Origin of the sequence: Citrobacter cronae (assembly GCF_016893685.1) — a bacterium.
Classification (GTDB): Bacteria; Pseudomonadota; Gammaproteobacteria; order Enterobacterales; family Enterobacteriaceae; genus Citrobacter; species Citrobacter werkmanii.
Genome location: NZ_CP069763.1, coordinates 2,502,406 through 2,522,835 on the forward strand (window position 1 = coordinate 2,502,406; position 20,430 = coordinate 2,522,835).

Sequence of the window (20,430 nt, forward strand, 5' to 3'; positions counted from 1 at the left end):
CGAACGTTCGCCGCCAACAGAGATAGCTTGCGGATAAGCGAAGTGGAATGCCATTTCATATCCGTCTTTGAGTATGCAATATTGTGCTACATATTGTGCCGGATGGCTCCGGCCTGGAGATTTATGCTGATCCCACCGCAAACAGCTTGTCGAGTTTGCTGTAGCCCAGCCCGTTGATTTTTTTAACCTTGATCTGCACCGGAATGCGTTCTTTCATCGCTTCAACGTGGCTGATTACTCCAATGGTTTTGCCGGTGGCGTTCAGCGCATCCAGCGCGTCCAGCGCGGTATCCAGCGTTTCGCTGTCCAGCGTGCCGAAACCTTCATCGAGGAACAGGGAGTCAATTCGCGTTTTGTGGCTGACCAAATCGGATAACGCCAGCGCCAGCGCCAGACTCACGAGGAAGCTCTCGCCGCCGGAAAGCGTACGGGTGTCGCGCACGGCATCGGCCTGCCAGGTATCAACCACTTCCAGCTCCAGCGCTTCGCTGGCCTTACGCTGTAACAGATAGCGACCATGCAGACGAGTGAGTTGGTTGTTGGCAAGCCACACCAGGTTATCGAGTGTCAGTCCCTGGGCAAACTTGCGGAATTTATCTCCCTCTTTCGAGCCGATTAGCGCATTCAGATAGCCCCAGTCTTCAACCTGCAGCGTGACGTTTTCAATCTCCTGCATCAGCGCCTGCTGCTGCTGGCGATGTTCAGTATCCTGTTTCAGTTGCTGGCGAATTTCGCCCTGACGCGTGGTATTTTCCCGTAGCTGCTGGGTGAGCTGCGCCAGCGTGTCGCGAAGCTGTTGTGCCGAGAGCGTGAGATCCGCCCCGGTTGGCAACTGCTGGTGATGGCTCGCCAGCGCCTGCTGAGCCTGATTAAGCAGCGTTTGTGCCTGCTGCTGCTGCTTTTCCAGCGATTGCTTTAACTGCTCCAGACGGCTAAAGGTTTCTTCATCCAGCAGTGCGGCAACAAAGGCTTCACGATCGGCAAAGATGCTGGCCTGCAGTGCGGCATCAAACTGTGCCTGAATTTCAGCGGCGCGCTGTAGGTCCTGCGCCTCCTGCTGTTGCAAGGTTTGCCACTGGCCTTGTAAAGACAGGCAATCGTCATGCACCTGTCGCCAGTTTTCCAGCGACAGATTCTCAGTACTTGCAGACAGCGTATCGCTCTCAGGCAGCGTTTCCAGCAACGGCGTGAGCTGAGCTATTCGCGCCTGTAACTCGGAGAGTTCGTTCTGGCGCTGCTGCCACATTTGCGCTTCTCTCGCCCGCTCACTCAGCCACGAATTAGCGTCATCTTCAGCAGGAAGGGACAGTCCATGGCGGGCCAGCTCGGCGGTTAACGTCGCCTGGCGCTGGTCAATTTGCTGCTGGAGCTGGGTAATCTGCCCGGTATGCGCCGTGATTTGCGCCTGCAGGGTATGACGCAGGCTCAACTGGTGAAGTTGTTGTTCGTATTCTTCCTGGGCGGCAAGCCACGGGGCGATATCATCCTGCGGTTGCAGCGTCACGTTAAGGCTGGTAGTGACTGTCTGCCACTCTTGAGTAAGCGCTTGCTCCTCTTGAGAAAGCGTCTGTGCTTCACGTTCATCCCGTTGGAGTTGCTGGGTTATGGCCTCAAGCTGACCGCGTAACGTTGAGCCCTCATCAGCCAGGGTTTTAACCTCTTTTTCCAGTGCTTCACGTCGTGCCTGATTAACACTCAGTTCGAGCGTTTGATAGCGCTCAATCGCCGGATGTGTGGTGGAGCCGCACAGCGGACAAGGCATGCCGGATTGCAATAATGCCCGCTGGCTTTCCAAATCTTTGATGCGGGCTTCCTGCTCGCAAATGATCCTCACATCGGCAAGCTGCTGATTTTTATCTTTATAGCGCTGACGTTTTTCGGCAAGCACCGCGTTGCGCTGCGTTAGCTCTTGCTGACGTTGCACCAGCGTCGCGCGTAACTGCGCCAGCTGCTTTTGCTTAGGGGCGATTTGCCCATGCAGATTGCTCAGACGCTGGCGTAACGGACGGAGCTGCACATGTTGCGCCAGCGCCGCCGTGACCTCCTGCGGTGAAAGAGTCAGCGTGGGAAGCGCCAGCGCATCCAGTTTACGCGTGTCGTTTTCCCGTAACTGCTGCCACTGGTGTAGCTGGGCGCTGGCGTCGGAGTGTTGCGCCAGCAGGGCCTTCCACCCAGCCAGTTCGCTGCCCCACAAGCGGAAGCGATCGTGTTCGTTCAGCCAGTCGATTAACGTCTGCTGTCCAGCGAGCAAGGCGGTCGACTGCGTGTGCGCCTGCTGACGGATGCGCTCGCGCAGCGCTAAGCTGCTTTGTAAGCGAGTATTCACTTCCTGAATATTCTGCCGCGTACGCGCTATCGTAGCCGTTTGTTCCTGGATTCGCTCCCAGTGCGGGCGTAACGCTCTGGCCGGTTGTGCCAGACTCAGCGCCGCCAGCTGTGGCTGCGCGTCTTCTTGCACCTGTTTAGCGGCCCGTAACGCCTGTTGGTGACGGTTGATTTCTGCCTGTAGCTCATTTTGCCGAATGAGCCAGTTGAGATGCTGTTGCTGAGTCTGCTGGCTTGCAAGGTATTGTTTTTCCTCGTCAGTAAGTACCTGCAAACTCTCTGTCAAGGACTGCACCTGCTCCGCAGCGAGCAGAGCCACGCCGTTGGCCTGCGCCTGCAGTTTTTCCAGCTCTGTACGCGCTGCTTTATGCTTTTCAAACACCATGGCGGAAATTTGGCCGTAGATCTCAGTCCCCGTCAGCTCTTCCAGCAGTTCGGCACGCTCTTTCGGTTTGGCATTGAGAAATGCGGCAAATTGCCCCTGAGACAGCAGCATCGAACGGGTGAAACGACCATAATCCAGGCCGGTAAGTTCGGCGGTCATTTCCAACTTGTCTTTGACTTTATCGGCGAGGATTTTACCGTCGGCGCAGCGGGCAAGTTCTACGCGCGGAGCCTGTAGGTTGCCTTCAGGCTGATTGCGCGCGCGGTTCTGGCTCCAGAATGCGCGATAGGCTTCGCCCCGGACTTCGAACTCGACCTCGGCCAGACACTCGGCGGTGTCGCGGGTCATCAGATCGTTTTGCGACTGAGACACGGTATTGAGCCGCGGCGTTTCGTGGTACAGCGCGAGACAAATGGCGTCCAGCAGGGTGGTTTTTCCCGCGCCCGTTGGACCCGTGATGGCGAACAGCCCATTGCTGGCAAAGGGCTCAGCCGTGAAATCGACTTTCCATTCTCCTTTCAGAGAATTGAGGTTTTTCAAACGCAGGCTGAGAATTTTCATGCTTCGGTCTCCCCGGCAAGCGTGTGTAAGGTGGTGCTAAACAGTTGATTCAGGCGCTCGCGTTGCGATTCTTCGAGTTCTTCCAGCGCCAGGCGACGGGCAAAAACGTCCGTCACGCTCAGCTCGCTTAGCGTTTCACGTCGTTCATTCGCCATAATACGTTCGCGCTGTTCCCGGCTACGGCGCACCAATAACACCTCTACCGGTAAATCTTCGGTTAATGCCTGGATCTTACGCTGCATGTCGTGCAGATAGTCATCGGTGGTGATTTCGATATCTAACCAGACTGGCGGTTCCTGCTGCACACCGCGCCACTGCTCTAGTTGGGCGGTAATCGCGGCTAAATCACCTTTCAGCACCGCCAACGGCTGGGTGACCGGTACGGTGAGGTGTTCAACAGCGCTCAGCTTGCCGTTTTCGAAGCTCACCAGATGGACGCACTTGCTTTTGCCGCACTCGTCAAAACTGAGCGCAATTGGCGAGCCGCAGTAGCGAATATGCTCTGTTCCGCCGATAACCTGCGCCCGATGAATATGTCCCAGCGCGATGTAATCGGCTGGTGGAAAGTTTTGCGCCGGAAAGGCGTCCAGCGTACCAATATAAATGTCACGTACAGCGTCACTTTTACTCGCGCCAACGGTGGTCAGATGCCCGGTCGCAATGATGGGTAGATTCTGGTCGCCGCGCAGCGTACAGGCGTCATGATATTGCTGTTGGTAATAGTCGGTGATAGCCGATAGCAAATGCTGCTGTTTCTCTTGTCCCGTTAGCCCGGCCTGGCTGGTAATGATGTCACGCGGGCGTAAAAAAGGCACCGGACACAGGATCGCGCCCGGCGTGCCGTCGCGTTGAGACAGTACCTGCGGCGCATGGCCAGCGCTGGCGATCACTGTGGTGTTGAGAAACGCCAGAATATCGCGGGATTCGTTGAGCGTGGCGACGGAGTCGTGGTTACCTGCCAACACCACCAGATGACAGCCGGTTTGCTGCAGATTAACGACAAAACGGTTATACAGCTCACGGGCATAGCTTGGCGGTGAGCCGGTATCGAAAATATCGCCCGCCACAATAATGGCATCCACCTGCTGGGATTGTGCCGTTTCCAGCAGCCAGTCGAGAAAGGCCTGATGTTCAGCGGCGCGGCTCTTGCTGTAGAAATTTTGGCCCAGATGCCAGTCAGACGTGTGAAGGATGCGCATAAGAGTTCCATGACGATAAAACAGTGGCGGGGATTATAACCCTGCAAGGACGGTAATATCTTGTTTAAGGGCTGTCATAATTCGCGGGGCTGCGTTAAACCTGGACTATCTTTTCATAAATCTGTCATAAAACTGACGCATAATGGCACCGTATTGATGGCAAACGATTTAATTATAAACAGGGCAAATCATGGCGAGACGTATTCTGGTCGTAGAAGATGAAGCTCCAATTCGTGAAATGGTCTGCTTCGTGCTCGAGCAAAACGGTTTTCAACCCGTAGAAGCCGAAGACTATGACAGTGCTGTGAATCAGCTCAATGAACCCTGGCCGGATCTCGTCCTGCTTGACTGGATGCTACCCGGCGGCTCGGGCCTACAGTTTATTAAACATCTCAAGCGCGAAGCGATGACGCGGGATATTCCCGTCATGATGCTGACGGCGAGGGGAGAAGAGGAAGATCGCGTCCGGGGTCTGGAAACTGGCGCGGATGATTATATTACCAAGCCGTTTTCTCCCAAGGAACTGGTGGCGCGTATTAAAGCTGTTCTGCGTCGTATTTCCCCCATGGCGGTGGAAGAGGTTATTGAGATGCAGGGGCTGAGCCTTGACCCAACCTCGCATCGCGTGATGACCGGCGAGGATCCATTGGATATGGGGCCGACAGAATTCAAACTGTTGCACTTCTTTATGACCCACCCTGAACGCGTCTATAGCCGTGAGCAATTACTCAATCATGTCTGGGGTACCAATGTGTACGTGGAAGACAGGACAGTGGATGTGCATATCCGCCGCTTGCGTAAAGCGCTGGAGCACAGTGGACACGATCGTATGGTGCAGACAGTTCGTGGGACGGGATATCGTTTTTCGACCCGCTTCTGACTGACATGAATAGGGGCCTGACGGATTAGGCTGTTAATGGAGTAAGACGTTTGCTAGAACGATTGTCATGGAAAAGGCTGGTACTGGAGCTGATCCTCTGCTGCATACCGGCGTTTATCCTTAGCGCTTTTTTTGGTTACCTGCCCTGGTTTTTGCTGGCGTCGGTAACCGGCCTGCTTGTCTGGCATTTCTGGAATTTATTACGCTTGTCCTGGTGGTTATGGGTCGACAGAAGCATGACCCCGCCGCCGGGGCGCGGAAGTTGGGAGCCGTTGCTGTATGGGCTGCATCAAATGCAACTGCGCAACAAAAAGCGCCGTCGGGAACTGGGTAATCTGATTAAACGTTTTCGCAGTGGGGCGGAATCGCTACCCGACGCGGTGGTGTTGACGACTGAAGAGGGCGGCATTTTCTGGTGTAACGGCCTGGCCCAGCAGGTTCTGGGACTGCGCTGGCCGGACGATAGCGGGCAAAATATACTTAACCTGCTGCGCTACCCGGAATTCACGCAATATCTGAAAACGCGTGATTTTAGTCGGCCAATCAATCTGGTGCTCAATACCGGACGGCATCTGGAGATTCGCGTGATGCCCTATACCGATAAGCAATTGCTGATGGTTGCGCGCGATGTTACCCAGATGCACCAACTGGAAGGTTCGCGGCGTAACTTTTTCGCCAACGCCAGCCATGAGTTGCGTACGCCGCTGACGGTGCTACAAGGTTATCTGGAAATGATGCAGGAGCATCCGCTGGAAGGAACGACGCGTGAAAAAGCGCTGCATACCATGCGTGAGCAAACGTACCGCATGGAAGGGCTGGTGAAGCAGTTGCTGACGTTGTCGAAAATAGAGGCCGCGCCAGCGCTACTGCTTAATGAGAAGGTGGACGTGCCGATGATGCTGCGCGTGGTTGAACATGAGGCGCACACGCTGAGTCAGAATAATCATACGTTTACTTTTGATATTGATAGCCACCTGAGCGTGCGGGGAAATGAGGAGCAACTGCGTAGCGCGATTTCGAATCTTGTGTATAACGCGGTGAACCATACCCCCGCGGGTACGCACATCACCGTGCGCTGGCAGCATGTTGCCTCCGGGGCGGAATTTAGCGTCGAGGACAATGGGCCTGGTATTGCTGCGGAGCATATTCCTCGTTTGACCGAACGCTTCTATCGCGTGGACAAAGCGCGATCCCGACAAACGGGCGGGAGTGGACTGGGTCTGGCCATCGTGAAACATGCTCTGCAACATCACGATAGCCGCCTGAATATCGAAAGTACGCCAGGCAAAGGGACGCGATTTAGTTTCGTCATCCCGGAACGTTTAATGGCCAAAAGTAACGATTAAAGCGTATTCGTAAGATAATCTTTCCAAAAGCCAGCGCGAGCTGGTTTTTTTATGTGGTCAATAGTTACATCCTGAATTTTGCGACGTTTGATTGTTTTTTGTTCGAACTATTACCCATACCTTTTTCCATGAAATGGTTTTTTGTGCTAACTGCATTTTTCATATCGCTATATTGTTCTGGTTTTTGGATCCCACCTTGCTTTAAAACGTTATAAGCGTTTAAATTGCGCTCCAGATGCTGTCATACCGACTGCATTTACGCGGTAAATCGAAAAACTATTCTTCGCCGCGCCAGGTCGGGAGTGTTTCCCGCTGGAATTGAGCAAAAATGCCGCTGTATTGTCCCCCAGGGAAAGGCAAAAATTTATTATTTTCAACACCACATCCACAGGCAGTAAGACTTTATGACCCATCAGTTAAAATCGCGCGATATTATCGCTTTGGGATTTATGACATTTGCACTGTTCGTTGGTGCAGGTAACATCATCTTCCCCCCAATGGTTGGTTTGCAGGCAGGCGAACACGTCTGGACTGCGGCTTTTGGCTTTTTGATTACCGCCGTTGGTCTTCCGGTACTTACCGTTGTCGCGCTGGCGAAAGTCGGTGGCGGTGTGGACAGCCTGAGTACGCCTATCGGTAAGGTTGCTGGGTTGCTGCTGGCTACCGTCTGCTATCTGGCGGTTGGTCCATTGTTCGCGACGCCGCGTACCGCAACGGTCTCTTTCGAAGTCGGGATTGCGCCGCTGACCGGTGACTCTGCACTGCCGCTGTTCATCTACAGCGTGGTCTATTTTGCGATTGTTATTTTGGTGTCGCTGTATCCAGGCAAACTGCTGGATACCGTCGGCAACTTCCTTGCTCCGCTGAAAATCCTTGCGCTGGTGGTACTGTCTGTCGCCGCGATTGTCTGGCCGGCAGGCCCGATCAGCAATGCGATGGAAGCCTATCAAACCGCAGCATTTTCGAATGGTTTCGTAAATGGTTATCTGACCATGGATACGCTGGGCGCGATGGTATTTGGTATTGTTATCGTTAACGCCGCCCGCTCGCGTGGTGTTACCGAGTCGCGTCTGCTGACCCGTTACACCGTTTGGGCTGGTTTGATGGCGGGTGTGGGCTTAACGCTGCTGTACCTTGCGTTGTTCCGTCTGGGCTCCGATAGCGCAATTCTGGTCGATCAGTCAGCTAACGGCGCGGCGATTCTGCATGCGTATGTTCAGCACACCTTTGGCGGCGCAGGAAGCTTCCTGCTGGCGGCGCTGATTTTCATCGCCTGTCTGGTGACTGCGGTTGGCCTGACCTGCGCGTGCGCAGAGTTCTTTGCCCAGTACGTTCCACTGTCTTATCGTACGCTGGTATTTATCCTCGGCGGCTTCTCAATGGTGGTCTCTAACCTGGGGCTGAGCCATCTGATTCAGATCTCTATTCCGGTGCTGACGGCTATCTATCCGCCATGTATCGCACTGGTTGTATTAAGTTTTACCCGCTCATGGTGGCATAATTCTTCCCGCGTCATTGCACCTGCGATGTTTATCAGCCTGATTTTTGGTATCCTTGATGGCATTAAAGCTTCTGCAATTGGCGACGTGTTACCGGCCTGGACCCAGCGTTTACCGCTGGCGGAACAAGGGCTGGCGTGGTTGATGCCAACAGTCGTGATGGTGATCCTGGCAATTATCTGGGATCGCGCCGCGGGTCGACAAGTGACCTCCAGCGCGCACTAATCACTGACAATAAGTTTTAACCACGGGGCTATTAATATGGCCCCGTGGTTTTTTTATTGTGTTAACAGGTTAGGAATCGATGGAAAGTAATAACAAGCTAAAGCGTGGGCTGAGCACCCGGCACATTCGCTTTATGGCATTAGGTTCGGCAATTGGCACCGGGCTGTTTTACGGCTCTGCCGACGCGATCAAAATGGCGGGGCCGAGCGTGTTGCTTGCCTATATTATCGGTGGCGCTGCGGCATATATCATCATGCGCGCGCTGGGCGAAATGTCTGTGCATAATCCTGCAGCCAGCTCTTTCTCGCGCTATGCGCAGGAAAACCTCGGGCCGTTGGCGGGTTACATTACCGGCTGGACCTACTGTTTTGAAATCCTGATTGTCGCTATTGCCGACGTTACTGCCTTCGGCATTTACATGGGGGTCTGGTTCCCGGCGGTACCGCACTGGATATGGGTACTCAGCGTGGTGCTGATTATTTGCGCCATCAACCTGATGAGCGTGAAGGTGTTTGGCGAGCTGGAGTTCTGGTTCTCGTTCTTTAAAGTCGCCACTATTATCATCATGATTGTCGCCGGGTTCGGCATCATCATTTGGGGCATTGGCAACGGCGGTCAACCTACCGGTATCCATAACCTGTGGAGTAACGGCGGCTTCTTTAGCAACGGCTGGCTCGGCATGGTGATGTCGCTACAAATGGTGATGTTCGCTTACGGCGGGATAGAGATTATCGGTATTACTGCAGGTGAAGCGAAAGACCCGGAAAAATCTATTCCGCGTGCTATCAATTCCGTACCGATGCGTATCCTGGTATTTTACGTGGGGACGCTGTTCGTCATTATGTCTATTTACCCGTGGAACCAGGTTGGCACCGACGGGAGTCCGTTCGTCCTGACGTTCCAGCATATGGGCATTACCTTTGCCGCCGGGATCCTCAACTTTGTGGTTCTCACTGCATCGCTGTCGGCTATCAACTCTGACGTCTTCGGCGTGGGGCGTATGCTGCACGGTATGGCGGAGCAGGGCAGTGCGCCAAAAATGTTCGCCAAGACGTCGCGTCGCGGTGTGCCATGGGTCACGGTGATGGTGATGACTATCGCGCTGCTGTTTGCGGTTTATCTTAACTACATCATGCCGGAAAACGTCTTCCTGGTGATCGCCTCACTGGCGACCTTCGCCACGGTGTGGGTGTGGATTATGATCCTGCTGTCGCAGATTGCCTTCCGCCGCCGTCTGCCGCCGGAAGAGGTCAAGGCGCTGAAATTTAAAGTACCTGGTGGGGTAACAACGACCATTGTTGGCCTGATTTTCCTCGTCTTTATCATCGCGCTTATCGGCTACCATCCGGATACCCGCATTTCACTGTATGTTGGTTTCGCGTGGATTGCCCTGCTGCTGGTGGGGTGGGTATTTAAACGCCGCCGCGAGCGTCAACTGGCTGAAGCACAGTAATTTTTTGCCGGGTAACGCGTCGCGTCGCCCGGCAATTTTCTCCTCCCCCGAACTCCTCCCCTAATAAACGTTAAGATGATGAGTGATCCTGCTCTTTGCTATGGCAAGGTGGCTTCATTTTCATCAAAGGGGATACGTGATGTTGAACGCCTGGCACCTTCCGGTTGCCCCATTTGTTAAGCAAAACAAAGATCAACTGACAATTACGCTGTGGCTGGCCGGGGAAAATCCACCTCAGCGGGTGACGCTACGCGCAGAAAACGATAACGAAGAGATTTCGCTCTCCATGCACAAGCTGCGCAGCCAGCCGCAGCCGGGCGTAACCGCGTGGCGAGCGGCGATCGATCTTGCCAGCGGCCAACCTCGTCGGCGCTATAGCTTTAAATTATTGTGGCCCGATCGTCAGCTGTGGTTTACACCGCAGGGATTCAGCCGTTTTCCGCCAGCGCGTCTGGAGCAGTTTGCTGTTGATGTGCCGGATAACGGTCCGCAGTGGGTAGCTGACCAGATTTTCTATCAGATTTTCCCGGATCGCTTTGCCCGCAGCCAGTCGCGTGAGCCGGCTCCAAACGTCTATTACCACCACGCAGCCGGGCATGACATCGTGCGTCGCGAGTGGGATGAACCGCTGACCGCTCAGGCCGGAGGATCGACATTTTATGGCGGCGATTTAGACGGCATCAGTGAAAAGCTGCCGTATCTGAAAACGTTAGGGGTTACGGCGCTGTATCTGAACCCGGTATTTACCGCGCCGAGCGTGCATAAATACGATACCGAAGATTACCGTCATGTTGATCCACAGCTTGGCGGCGACAACGCGCTGCTGCGCTTGCGTCACAACACGCAACAGCAGGGCATGCGTCTGATTCTGGACGGTGTCTTTAACCACAGCGGCGATTCACACCCCTGGTTTGATCGGCATAACCGTGGGACGGATGGGGCGTGTTACAACCCGCACTCCCCCTGGCGTGACTGGTATCATTTCTCTGCCGACGGTGTGGCGCTTGACTGGCTGGGCTATGCCAGCCTACCCAAGCTGGATTTTTGTTCGCAAAGCCTGGTCAATGAGATTTATCGTGGGGAAGACAGTATCGTTCGTCACTGGCTGAAAGCGCCGTGGAGTATGGACGGCTGGCGTCTTGATGTCGTGCATATGCTGGGAGAGGGCGGCGGGGCGCGCAACAACCTGCACCATGTGGCGGGGATTACGCAGGCGGCAAAAGAAACCCAGCCTGAAGCGTATGTTGTGGGTGAACATTTTGGTGATGCGCGCCAGTGGTTGCAGGCGGATGCAGAAGATGCCGCCATGAACTATCGCGGTTTTACTTTCCCCATCTGGGGATTTCTGGCCAATACGGATATCTCGTACGACCCGCAATCTATTGATGCCCAAACCTGTATGGCGTGGATGGATAACTACCGCGCGGGTCTGTCGCATCAGCAGCAACTGCGGATGTTCAATCAGCTCGACAGCCACGATACCGCCCGTTTTAAATCCTTGCTTGGCAAAGACGTGGCGCGTTTACCGCTGGCGGTGGTATGGCTGTTTACCTGGCCTGGCGTACCTTGTATTTATTACGGTGACGAGGTGGGGCTGGACGGTAATAACGACCCGTTCTGTCGTAAGCCGTTCCCGTGGCAACCTGAAAAACAGGACACTCATTTGCTTGAGCTGTATCAGCGGCTGGCAAAATTACGCCATCAAAGCCAGGCATTACGCCATGGCGGTTGTCAGGTGATTTACGCCGAAGATAACGTGGTCGTGTTTGTGCGGGTGCTCAACCGCCAGCGCGTGCTGGTGGCGATTAACCGTGGTCAGGCCTGTGAAGTAGTCCTGCCAGCCTCGCCACTACTGCGTGTCGCTCAATGGCAGCACAAAGAGGGTAACGGCCTGCTCGCTGACGATATCCTGACGCTGCCGGCGATCTCCGCCACGGTGTGGATGGGTCATTGATACAAGCGCGCAATCTCCGGGCTCGCCAGCAGCGTTTCTCGCCACCAGCGCTGCGCCAGCCCGTCGCGGCTGTTACGCCATGCCATATAGGCCACATCTTTTTGGCGAAATGAGATGACCGTTTTTTCCACCAGTTCGCCTGTGGCAAGCCATGGGCTGGCAATGTGGCGGGGAAGAAATCCGCAGCCCATGCCGGCTCGCAGTAACATCACCTTACTGTGGAAGTCATCGACGCGAATCTGCGCCTGCTCGTCCATCAGATTGGTTTGCAGCGGATGGCAAAAGCGGGCGCTGTCGCTGATAACAATGGCCCGATGCAGGCACAGCTGTTCGTTTGTCAGGCCATCTGGCGCGGTGGCCAGCGGATGTTCGGGTGCCACGACAAATACATTATCCAGCGTGCCGAGCATTTTGTAGGACCAGGCGGCTGACGTTGGCGGTTCATTAATCGCCCCCAGAATGATGTCTGCGCCATTATGGGTCAGTTCCTCCCAGGAGCCTGCCAGCGTATGGTGGGTAAAACTCAGCCGGGTTTGCTTATTCAGCGCGTGAAATTCATCAATAATGGGCAGCAGCGTGGCGAAAGGGAAAGAGTCATCCAGCGCGATTGCCAGCTCTTTTTCCCAGCCTGAACTCAGCTGTACCGCCTGCTTTTCGAGATCTTTGGCCGCACTCAGCAGCAAACGTCCCTTTTCAAGCATCATCAGCCCGGTGTCGGTAAATTTCGCCCGGTGCCCGGAGCGGTCAAGCAGCTCAATATTCAAATCGCTTTCCAGCTTCTGAATCATATAGCTGAGTGCCGCAGGGGTTTTAAACAGCGATTCGGCTGCTGCGGCAAATGAACCCTGTTTGTCGAGTGCGTCGAGGATTAGCAAAACATCCAGATTGATGCGCATAAGTAGAAAATATCCTGAAAAATAAACTCCTCTGTTGTACCGAATGAAGAAAAACAATGCCAGTGAATAAATTAGATGAGTCATGCGCATTTTTTTGATGTTGTTTAGGATATATCGCAACACAGAATTAATAGTTTCACAGGATGGTTAGTTTTCTTTAATAACTCGTTAGAAATTTCCCGCTATACTCAACAAGCTTTCTGATTCAGGATCCTGCTGCTGACGGCAGATACAGACCGTTGCCTTTTAACTTATTGATTAAGAAGGTGTGTTATGTCTATTCGGGAACTGATTGACCCTCAAAACTCTACGCTGATTTTTATTGATCATCAGCCGCAAATGTCATTTGGTGTGGCAAATATTGATCGCCAGACTTTGAAAAATAATACCGTGGCATTAGCGAAAGCCGGCAAGATATTTAATGTTCCGGTGATTTATACCTCTGTGGAAACAAAAAGTTTTAGCGGCTATATCTGGCCGGAATTGTTAGCGGTTCACCCCGATGTGAAGCCTATTGAACGCACGTCTATGAACTCTTGGGAAGATGCGGCGTTTGTGAAAGCCGTGGAAGCGACCGGGCGCAAAAAATTGATTATCTCCGCGCTGTGGACCGAAGTCTGCCTGACCTTCCCGGCGCTGATGGCGCTGGAAGCGGGTTATGAAGTGTATGTGGTGACCGACACGTCCGGCGGCACGTCTGTGGATGCCCACGAGCGTTCTATTGACCGGATGGTGCAGGCGGGCGCAGTCCCCGTAACCTGGCAACAGGTTCTTCTTGAGTACCAGCGTGACTGGTCCCGCAAAGAAACCTACGACGCCGTAATGGATTTGGTGCGCGAACATAGCGGCGCCTACGGTATGGGCGTGGATTACGCCTATACCATGGTGCATGGCGCGCCGGAACGTAAAGCCTAAATACACTTCATCCTTCATGCTGCATCTTTGTTGGCTACGCTTGCGTACCCCGGTCACTTACTGATGTAAGCTCCCGGGGATCCACAACCTTGCCGCCTCGATGCACCATAAATGATTTTGTGTATTGCTTTCCTGGCCTAAGCGGTCTGTTTCCTCTCAACAAGGAACCCTTCATGGCGCAGAACAAACATGTGACGTTGGTGATTACCCATACCCTGCAGCCTGAGCAGGCGCGGCGGTATGAGCAGTGGCTGGGGAAAATCATGCCGGTGGCGGCCGAGTTTCCCGGTCATCTCGGGGCGAATGTGATTCGCCCTGCGGAGGGCGAGAATCTGTGGAACATTATTATCCGCTTCGACACGCTGGAGCATCTGTACAACTGGACCCAGTCCGATACGCGCCGTGTGCTGGTGGAAGAGATAGCTCCGCTGCTGGCAGAAGGTGACAAAACCGAAATTCGTACCGAAGCGGCGTTCTGGTTTACGCCGCCCGCGCCCCATGTACGCCAGCCCAGGCGCTGGAAACAGTTCCTGATAACTCTGCTGGTGATTTTTCCCAGCACTAACCTGGTGCCGTGGTTGACCGGCATTGTGCTGCCTGCAATGAAGGGCTCGTTACTCCTGCATCTTATCAATGATGCGTGTGTGGTTGCGCTGGTGGTCTGGTTCTGGATGCCCATCGTAACCCGTCTGTTTGCCGGATGGCTGAAAAAAGCCTGACCGGTTTCTCAGGAGATTGTTATGTCGCAAACTGCCACACTGATTCTGACTCACGGAAAAATTCATACTCTCGACAGACAAAGCCCACAGGTCGAGGCGGTCGCGATCGCCAACGGGAAGATCCTGGCGACCGGTAACCACGACCGGATCATGAGCTTTGCCGCCGAAGGGACGCAGATTGTCGATCTGCAAGGACATACGGTGATCCCCGGCTTAAATGATTCACACCTGCACCTGATTCGCGGTGGTCTGAATTACAACCTGGAACTGCGTTGGGAAGGCGTACCGTCGCTGGCGGATGCACTACGCATGCTCAAAGAGCAGGCTGACAGAACGCCGTCGCCGCAATGGGTGCGCGTGGTAGGTGGCTGGAGCGAATTCCAGTTTGCCGAACGGCGCATGCCGACTCTGGAAGAACTGAATGAAGCCGCGCCAGATACCCCAGTATTTGTTCTGCATCTGTACGACAGAGCGTTGCTGAATCGCGCGGCGCTGAAAGCCGTGGGCTACACCAAAGCGACGCCGGATCCGGCAGGCGGTGAGATTGTGCGTGATAGCAACGGCAACCCGACCGGAATGCTGATCGCCAAACCCAACGCCATGATCCTTTATTCGACGCTGGCGAAAGGGCCAAAGCTGCCGCTGGAAATGCAGGTCAATTCGACCCGCCAGTTTATGCGCGAGCTGAACCGTCTGGGACTGACCAGCGCCATTGATGCGGGCGGCGGCTTTCAGAACTACCCGGAAGATTACGAGATCATTGAGCAGTTGCACGCCAACAAGCAGATGACGGTGCGCATCGCCTACAACTTGTTTACTCAGCGTCCTAAGCAGGAGCTGGAGGACTTTGAACGCTGGACCGATATGCTCAAGCCCGGACAGGGCACCGATTTCTACCGTGCTAATGGCGCAGGGGAAATGTTGGTCTTCTCGGCCGCTGATTTTGAAGATTTCCTGCAACCACGTCCGGATCTACCGGAAGGTATGGAAGAAGAACTGGAACGCGTGGTTCGCCACCTGGTGGAGCATCGCTGGCCGTTCCGTCTGCATGCCACCTATGATGAATCCATCAGCCGCATGCTGGATGTGTTCGAGAAGGTGAATCGCGATATCCCGTTCAATGGCCTGCACTGGTTCTTCGATCACGCCGAAACGATTACCGAACGCAATATCGAGCGCGTCAAAGCGTTGGGCGGCGGGATAGCGGTTCAGCACCGAATGGCGTTCCAGGGGGAGTATTTTGTCGATCGCTATGGCAAAGACGCGGTCAAGCATACGCCGCCGGTGGCGAAAATGCTGGCGGCTGATGTTCCGGTAGGGCTGGGGACTGACGCCACCCGCGTGGCCAGCTATAACCCGTGGACCGCGCTGTACTGGCTGGTTTCGGGCCGTACCGTTGGTGGTATGGCGATGTATGATGATAACAATCGCCTGCCGCGCGATGTGGCGCTGGAACTGTGGACGGCCGGTAGCGCCTGGTTCTCCAGCGAACAGGGTAAGAAAGGGCGTATCGAGAAAGATCAACTGGCCGACCTGGTGGTGCTGTCTAAAGATTATTTCAGCGTGCCGGAAGAAGAGATCAAAGGCATCGAGTCGGTGATGACTATTGTCGATGGTAAAGTCGTGTACGCAGCCGGGCATTTCACTCCGCTGGCACCGCCAGCCATTCCGGTTGTGCCGGACTGGTCGCCGGTGGTGAAGGTGCCGGGGCACTATCGCTCAGCGCCGCCTGCTGCGGCGAAAATTGGCGCAATGGTACAGATGCACCAGTGCTGTGGTAGCTGCGGCGTACACGGTCATCAGCATGACATCGCGCGTAAGTCGGGGATTCCGGTGTCAGATGACAGGGCTTTCTGGGGCGCGCTGGGTTGTTCCTGTTTTGCGTTTTAAGCTCTCATCACAGCCCCTGGCCAAACGCAGGGGCTGATTGGCTTTTCTGAAAAGCGGGTCATAGTGTTAACAGATATGGCACAGCTGCAACAATTTGTGTCATTCTGGTCTGTCTTTACACAGTGAAGGTGGAAACATGGATGAGCTGCTAACCCTTGGCTGCATTGTTTTATTCTTCGCGTTGGTCGTGGTTCCTGGTCTCGCGATCGTGGCATACAGACGCAGTGCGGCGGTACGTTCTGAGCTGGCGGCCTTGCGCCGTCGGGTAGAGGAACTTGAGCTGCGCGGTGTAGCGTCAGAGTCTGTGGCACAGGCTGCCGCCGATGCGCGAACGCCTGCGATGAGCAGCGTGGCGCCGGAACCTGACGCTGAGCCGACGCCTGAACCCGTTAACCCGTGGTCTTCACAGCAAAAACCGGATAAAGCGGCGGTCTCCACGCCCAACGCCCAGCGGCCTTCTGCTTTTGGCGGGGTGATATCATCGCTGGTGCGCTGGTTTATGCAGGGCAACCCGTTGGCAAAGCTCGGTATATTGCTCCTGTTCCTGGGGCTTTCTTTCCTGCTGCGTTACACCGTCGAACATTCTCTGTTTCCGCTTGAGCTGCGCCTGGTGGCGGCCGCGCTGTTTGCTATTATCCTGTTGGCGCTGGGCTGGCGGTTGCGGCATAAGCAACCGGTCTATGCGCTGATCTTACAGGGCGGGGCCACGGGAGCACTCTATCTCACCGTCTTTGGCGCGTTTCGGCTGTGGCAAATGCTGCCAATGACGCTGGCATTTGCGCTGCTGGTGGCGATTTGCGCGGCGAGCGTGGGTCTGGCTATTTTGCAAAAGGCACTCAGCCTGGCGATGCTGGCAAGCCTTGGCGGCTATCTCGCGCCGCTGCTGCTTTCCTCCGGCGGCGGCAGTCATGTCGCGCTCTTCTCTTTCTATCTTCTGCTCTCGGTCGGCATTCTCGCCATTAGCATCTGGCAGCACTGGCGGGAGCTGAATCTGCTCGGCCTGCTGTTTACCTTTGGCGTTGGCGGTTTGTGGGGGCTGGAGGACTATCGACCTGAGTATTACCTGAGCTGCCAACTGTTCCTGATCGCCAACACCATTATTTTTGGCGTGCTGAGCGTGGCGCTGTCGCTTCGTGCGCAGGAAAAAGGCAAGCAGATTATTGATGGCGTGCTGCTGTTTGCCCCTCCGCTGGTAGGTTTTGGCATGCAGTACGCCATTACGCGGCATATGGCATATGGTCCGGCGCTGAGCGCGCTAGGCTACGGTGGTTTCTATCTGGTGTTGGCGACGCTGGCGTTGCGGCGTTCGTCTTTGCTGGGGAGACCGCTGGTATTGGCTGCCCTGGCGCTTGGCGGCGCATTTACTACCCTGGCTATCCCGTTGGCGCTTTCAGCCCGTTGGACGGCGATGGCCTGGTCGCTGGAGGGACTTGGGATCCTCTGGCTGGGTATCCAACAGCAGCAGCGACGCATGAGTTATAGCGGTACGGCGCTGCTCGTGCTGGCCGTGGGCAGCGCGCTATGGGCGCTGGCGAACGGCACAACTGCGCTCTCAGTGATGCTGATATTTGCCGTGCTTAGCCTCAGTTGGCTGGCTGCCGCATGGCTATGGCGCAGCATTCGGATGCAGGGCAGTTGGGGGCTACTCGCTGGCGGTTTGCTTTTCTGGATTACTGCCCTCGTTGCGCTATCGCAGCTCGTCCTGAAGCAGGAGCGGTGGGTGCTGTCTGGCGTGTTGACATTAATGGCGGTATCGGTCTGGGGCTGGCGTACGATTGCTGGTCGCCTGGCATGGCGGGAGCTTGATGCCAGTAAATGGCTGTTATGGCCGACGATGCTGGTGATGCTGATGTATCAGATCTCCTGGCAGCAGATTTTTGCTGCGGGCTGGCCGAATCTGGCCTGGTGCGCGGCGCTAATTGTTGCAGTGGCGCTGCTCTGGCGTGACGCACAGATATTACCGCCAACGCTTTCCCGGCTGGCGCATTTGTCATTCTTCTGGATGATTGTACTGGCGCTGGCGGTTGAGCTGTTCTGGTTCGCACAGGCGCTACCGTGGGGGAAGGCCGCGTGGGGAAGCGGCCTGATGATGGCGGCTGGTGGGTTGCTGATTTTCCTGGTTTATCAAGCTGTTCAGCGCAAGCTCTGGCCATTTCGTATCTGGCCAGCCTTATATTCTGTGCAGGCGATGGTTCCCGTTGCGCTGGTGCTGGTCGGTCTGCTCGTGTTGACGAATTTACAGGATGGCGTGGTTTATCGTCAGACGTATCTGCCGTTGCTCAACCCGCTGGAAGAGGGCGCAGCTTTTGCCCTGCTAGGGTTGATCGTGTTTTATCGCGCGTCTGAACGCTATTTCCCGGTGCAGCTTTCGGTGTGCCGCCCATGGCCGGTTGTGGCGCTGATGGCGCTCGGCTTTTGGTGGCTTAATGGTTTGTTGCTGCGCGCGTTGTCCTGGTATGGTGAAGTTGCGTGGAATGTACACGCCCTGTGGGATTCGCGATTGATTCAAACCTGTTTTGCTCTGTTCTGGATGCTAACGGCATTGGTGGTGATGCTGCAGGCAACCCGGCGTCGCTCGCGGCAGGAATGGCTGTGTGGAGCCGTTTTGCTGGGGATAGTCATTATTAAACTGATGCTGGTGGACAGCGCGGGAGGCGGCGGCCTGGCGCGCGCGGTCGCGTTTATTGGCGTCGCCATTCTGGTGCTGATTATCGGGTATTTTTCACCCTTACCGCCCAAAGCTGGAGAAGAAAAATGAAATGGATTAAAGCGGTTCTCTGGAGTGCTCTGTTAGGAGCAACCGGCGCGGCGTGGGGCAGTAATACGGTTACGGATGCGCCAGTAGACTACGCGAAGGGCGTGAAGCTCTTAACGCCGGGTTCAGAGCAATGGTATAGCCTGCCTCTCCCTTTGGCGGTGTACCATGAGGCAGTCTGGCCGGATTTACGTGATATCCGGGTGTTCAACCGTCAGGGCGAGGTAGTGCCTTTCACTCTGCTGGCTGAAAAAACGCAGGCAACGTCCCCGAGAACGATTCCTCTGCGCCTTTTTCCGTTTGATTCTACGGTGCAACAGGTGACGCCAAAGCAAGATGATGAAAGACCCGCGGTCCTGCTTCGTGCTAAAAATGGCATCGAAATTCGCTTCGAAAGTGAAAACCTGCAATCCATCGGGCAGAGTTATTTAATCGCCTTGCCAGACGATGTCAAAGAGACGCCATCGCTGTCCCAGTTGCGTTTAAACTGGGATGCGCCTGCGAAAAACTGGCAGGGAACGGCATCGCTTTATTACAGCCGAGATTTACGTGACTGGAGGTTGATTACAGGAAATGCGCCGCTGATGGATCTGACGCATAGCGACGACCGGTTGAAAATGGACACCTTAGGCGTCGATGATTTGCGCATGTCCGCTGGTGGTGTCCCCTGGCTGTTGCTGATTCTTGATTCGCAAAGCCCTGCGTTAAATCTGACCGGCGTGAGTGCGATAACCCGTGAGGAGCCTCCGCTTACCCGGCCTGTTTCGATGGATGCTGAAGCGGAGAGAATTGCCGAAAACCAGGCGATTTGGCGCTGGTCCAGGCCGCAACCGTTGACCTCATTAAAGATTTCACTGGATTACGAAGGCGTATTGCCGGTTGAACTTGAATGGCGCAAGGGAGAAAAAGACGCCTGGCAGCCTTTAACCCGAACGGTTCTCTACAATCTGGAAAATCAGCATTCGGATGATATTCCACTCTCCGGTGAGTTAGTCGAGGCGGTCCGGATGACGACGCTTCAGGCGCGTTTACCCGCCACCTTACCCGTACTGAGAGGGGAGCGCGACAGCTATAAAGTGATTTTTAACGCGCAAGGTCAAAGCCCGTTTATTCTGGCATGGGGAAACAAAGCGGCGGAACCCGCGAGCATCAGTCTGGCGATGCTGATCCCGGAGGCGTTACGTAAGCACAACGATCCCGATAAAATGCCGCAGGCATTGGAGGATGAACGGGTTACTCTGGGCGGTGAGGGTCGGCTGACGGCAACGTCAGTCGCTGAGCAACAAAGCCAGTGGAAAACGCTGTTGGTGTGGGGGGCGTTAATCCTTGGCGTCGCCGTACTGGCGCTGATGGCGTGGCGAATCTGGCGTGAAGTGAAAAAGGGTAATCCGACATAAACCCATAAAAAAGGCCCGCATTGCGGGCCTT

Annotated in this window: 13 protein-coding genes; 10 read left to right on the forward strand and 3 right to left on the reverse strand. The window is 55.1% G+C overall.

The features are described 5' to 3' along the window. Positions 1 to 121 precede the first annotated feature (121 nt). Complete coding sequence (gene sbcC, locus JSN25_RS10570) at positions 122 to 3,271, reverse strand: exonuclease subunit SbcC (RefSeq protein ID WP_204525700.1); 3,150 nt, start codon at positions 3,269 to 3,271, stop codon at positions 122 to 124. After that, positions 3,268 to 4,470, reverse strand: a complete 1,203-nt coding sequence (gene sbcD / locus JSN25_RS10575; protein WP_069323940.1) for an exonuclease subunit SbcD — start codon at positions 4,468 to 4,470, stop codon at positions 3,268 to 3,270. The genes sbcC and sbcD overlap by 4 nt, the downstream gene beginning before the upstream one ends. Positions 4,471 to 4,660: 190 nt before the next feature. Between sbcD and phoB the strand changes: the two genes are divergently transcribed. The 5 genes from phoB (at position 4,661) to malZ (ending at position 11,827) form a co-directional block, all read left to right on the forward strand. Next, complete coding sequence (gene phoB / locus JSN25_RS10580) at positions 4,661 to 5,350, forward strand: phosphate response regulator transcription factor PhoB (RefSeq protein WP_003021496.1); 690 nt, start codon at positions 4,661 to 4,663, stop codon at positions 5,348 to 5,350. Between the two features lie 50 nt (positions 5,351 to 5,400). After that, positions 5,401 to 6,696, forward strand: coding sequence for a phosphate regulon sensor histidine kinase PhoR (gene phoR, locus JSN25_RS10585; RefSeq protein ID WP_069323942.1), 1,296 nt, complete (start codon positions 5,401 to 5,403; stop codon positions 6,694 to 6,696). Between the two features lie 404 nt (positions 6,697 to 7,100). After that, positions 7,101 to 8,420: a branched-chain amino acid transporter carrier protein BrnQ gene (gene brnQ, locus JSN25_RS10590; RefSeq protein ID WP_038638153.1), complete on the forward strand. Its 1,320-nt coding sequence runs from the start codon at positions 7,101 to 7,103 to the stop codon at positions 8,418 to 8,420. 79 nt (positions 8,421 to 8,499) lie between these two features. Continuing rightward, positions 8,500 to 9,873, forward strand: coding sequence for a proline-specific permease ProY (gene proY, locus JSN25_RS10595; protein ID WP_204525701.1), 1,374 nt, complete (start codon positions 8,500 to 8,502; stop codon positions 9,871 to 9,873). A gap of 139 nt (positions 9,874 to 10,012) precedes the next feature. Further along, a complete protein-coding gene (gene malZ, locus JSN25_RS10600) occupies positions 10,013 to 11,827 on the forward strand; it encodes a maltodextrin glucosidase (protein WP_204525702.1) in 1,815 nt (604 codons plus the stop codon). Here the strand turns inward: malZ and JSN25_RS10605 are convergent. Next, on the reverse strand, positions 11,821 to 12,723 hold the full coding sequence (locus tag JSN25_RS10605; protein WP_199966052.1) for a LysR family transcriptional regulator: 903 nt from the start codon (positions 12,721 to 12,723) through the stop codon (positions 11,821 to 11,823). The genes malZ and JSN25_RS10605 overlap by 7 nt on opposite strands. Before the next feature lie 273 nt (positions 12,724 to 12,996). Here JSN25_RS10605 and JSN25_RS10610 point away from each other — a divergent pair, with 273 nt between their 5' ends. From JSN25_RS10610 to JSN25_RS10630, 5 genes are all read left to right on the forward strand, one after another. Further along, on the forward strand, positions 12,997 to 13,638 hold the full coding sequence (locus tag JSN25_RS10610) for a hydrolase (protein ID WP_003021513.1): 642 nt from the start codon (positions 12,997 to 12,999) through the stop codon (positions 13,636 to 13,638). Positions 13,639 to 13,811: 173 nt separating this feature from the next. Next, the gene (locus JSN25_RS10615; RefSeq protein ID WP_038638169.1) at positions 13,812 to 14,357 is read left to right on the forward strand and encodes an antibiotic biosynthesis monooxygenase; all 546 of its coding nucleotides are present in this window, start codon (positions 13,812 to 13,814) and stop codon (positions 14,355 to 14,357) included. A 21-nt stretch (positions 14,358 to 14,378) separates the two neighbouring features. Continuing rightward, positions 14,379 to 16,247: an amidohydrolase gene (locus JSN25_RS10620; protein ID WP_137346917.1), complete on the forward strand. Its 1,869-nt coding sequence runs from the start codon at positions 14,379 to 14,381 to the stop codon at positions 16,245 to 16,247. Between the two features lie 136 nt (positions 16,248 to 16,383). Next, a complete protein-coding gene (locus tag JSN25_RS10625; RefSeq protein WP_204525703.1) occupies positions 16,384 to 19,005 on the forward strand; it encodes a DUF2339 domain-containing protein in 2,622 nt (873 codons plus the stop codon). After that, positions 19,002 to 20,399, forward strand: coding sequence for a DUF3999 domain-containing protein (locus JSN25_RS10630; RefSeq protein WP_199950718.1), 1,398 nt, complete (start codon positions 19,002 to 19,004; stop codon positions 20,397 to 20,399). The genes JSN25_RS10625 and JSN25_RS10630 overlap by 4 nt, the downstream gene beginning before the upstream one ends. Positions 20,400 to 20,430: the final 31 nt, after the last annotated feature.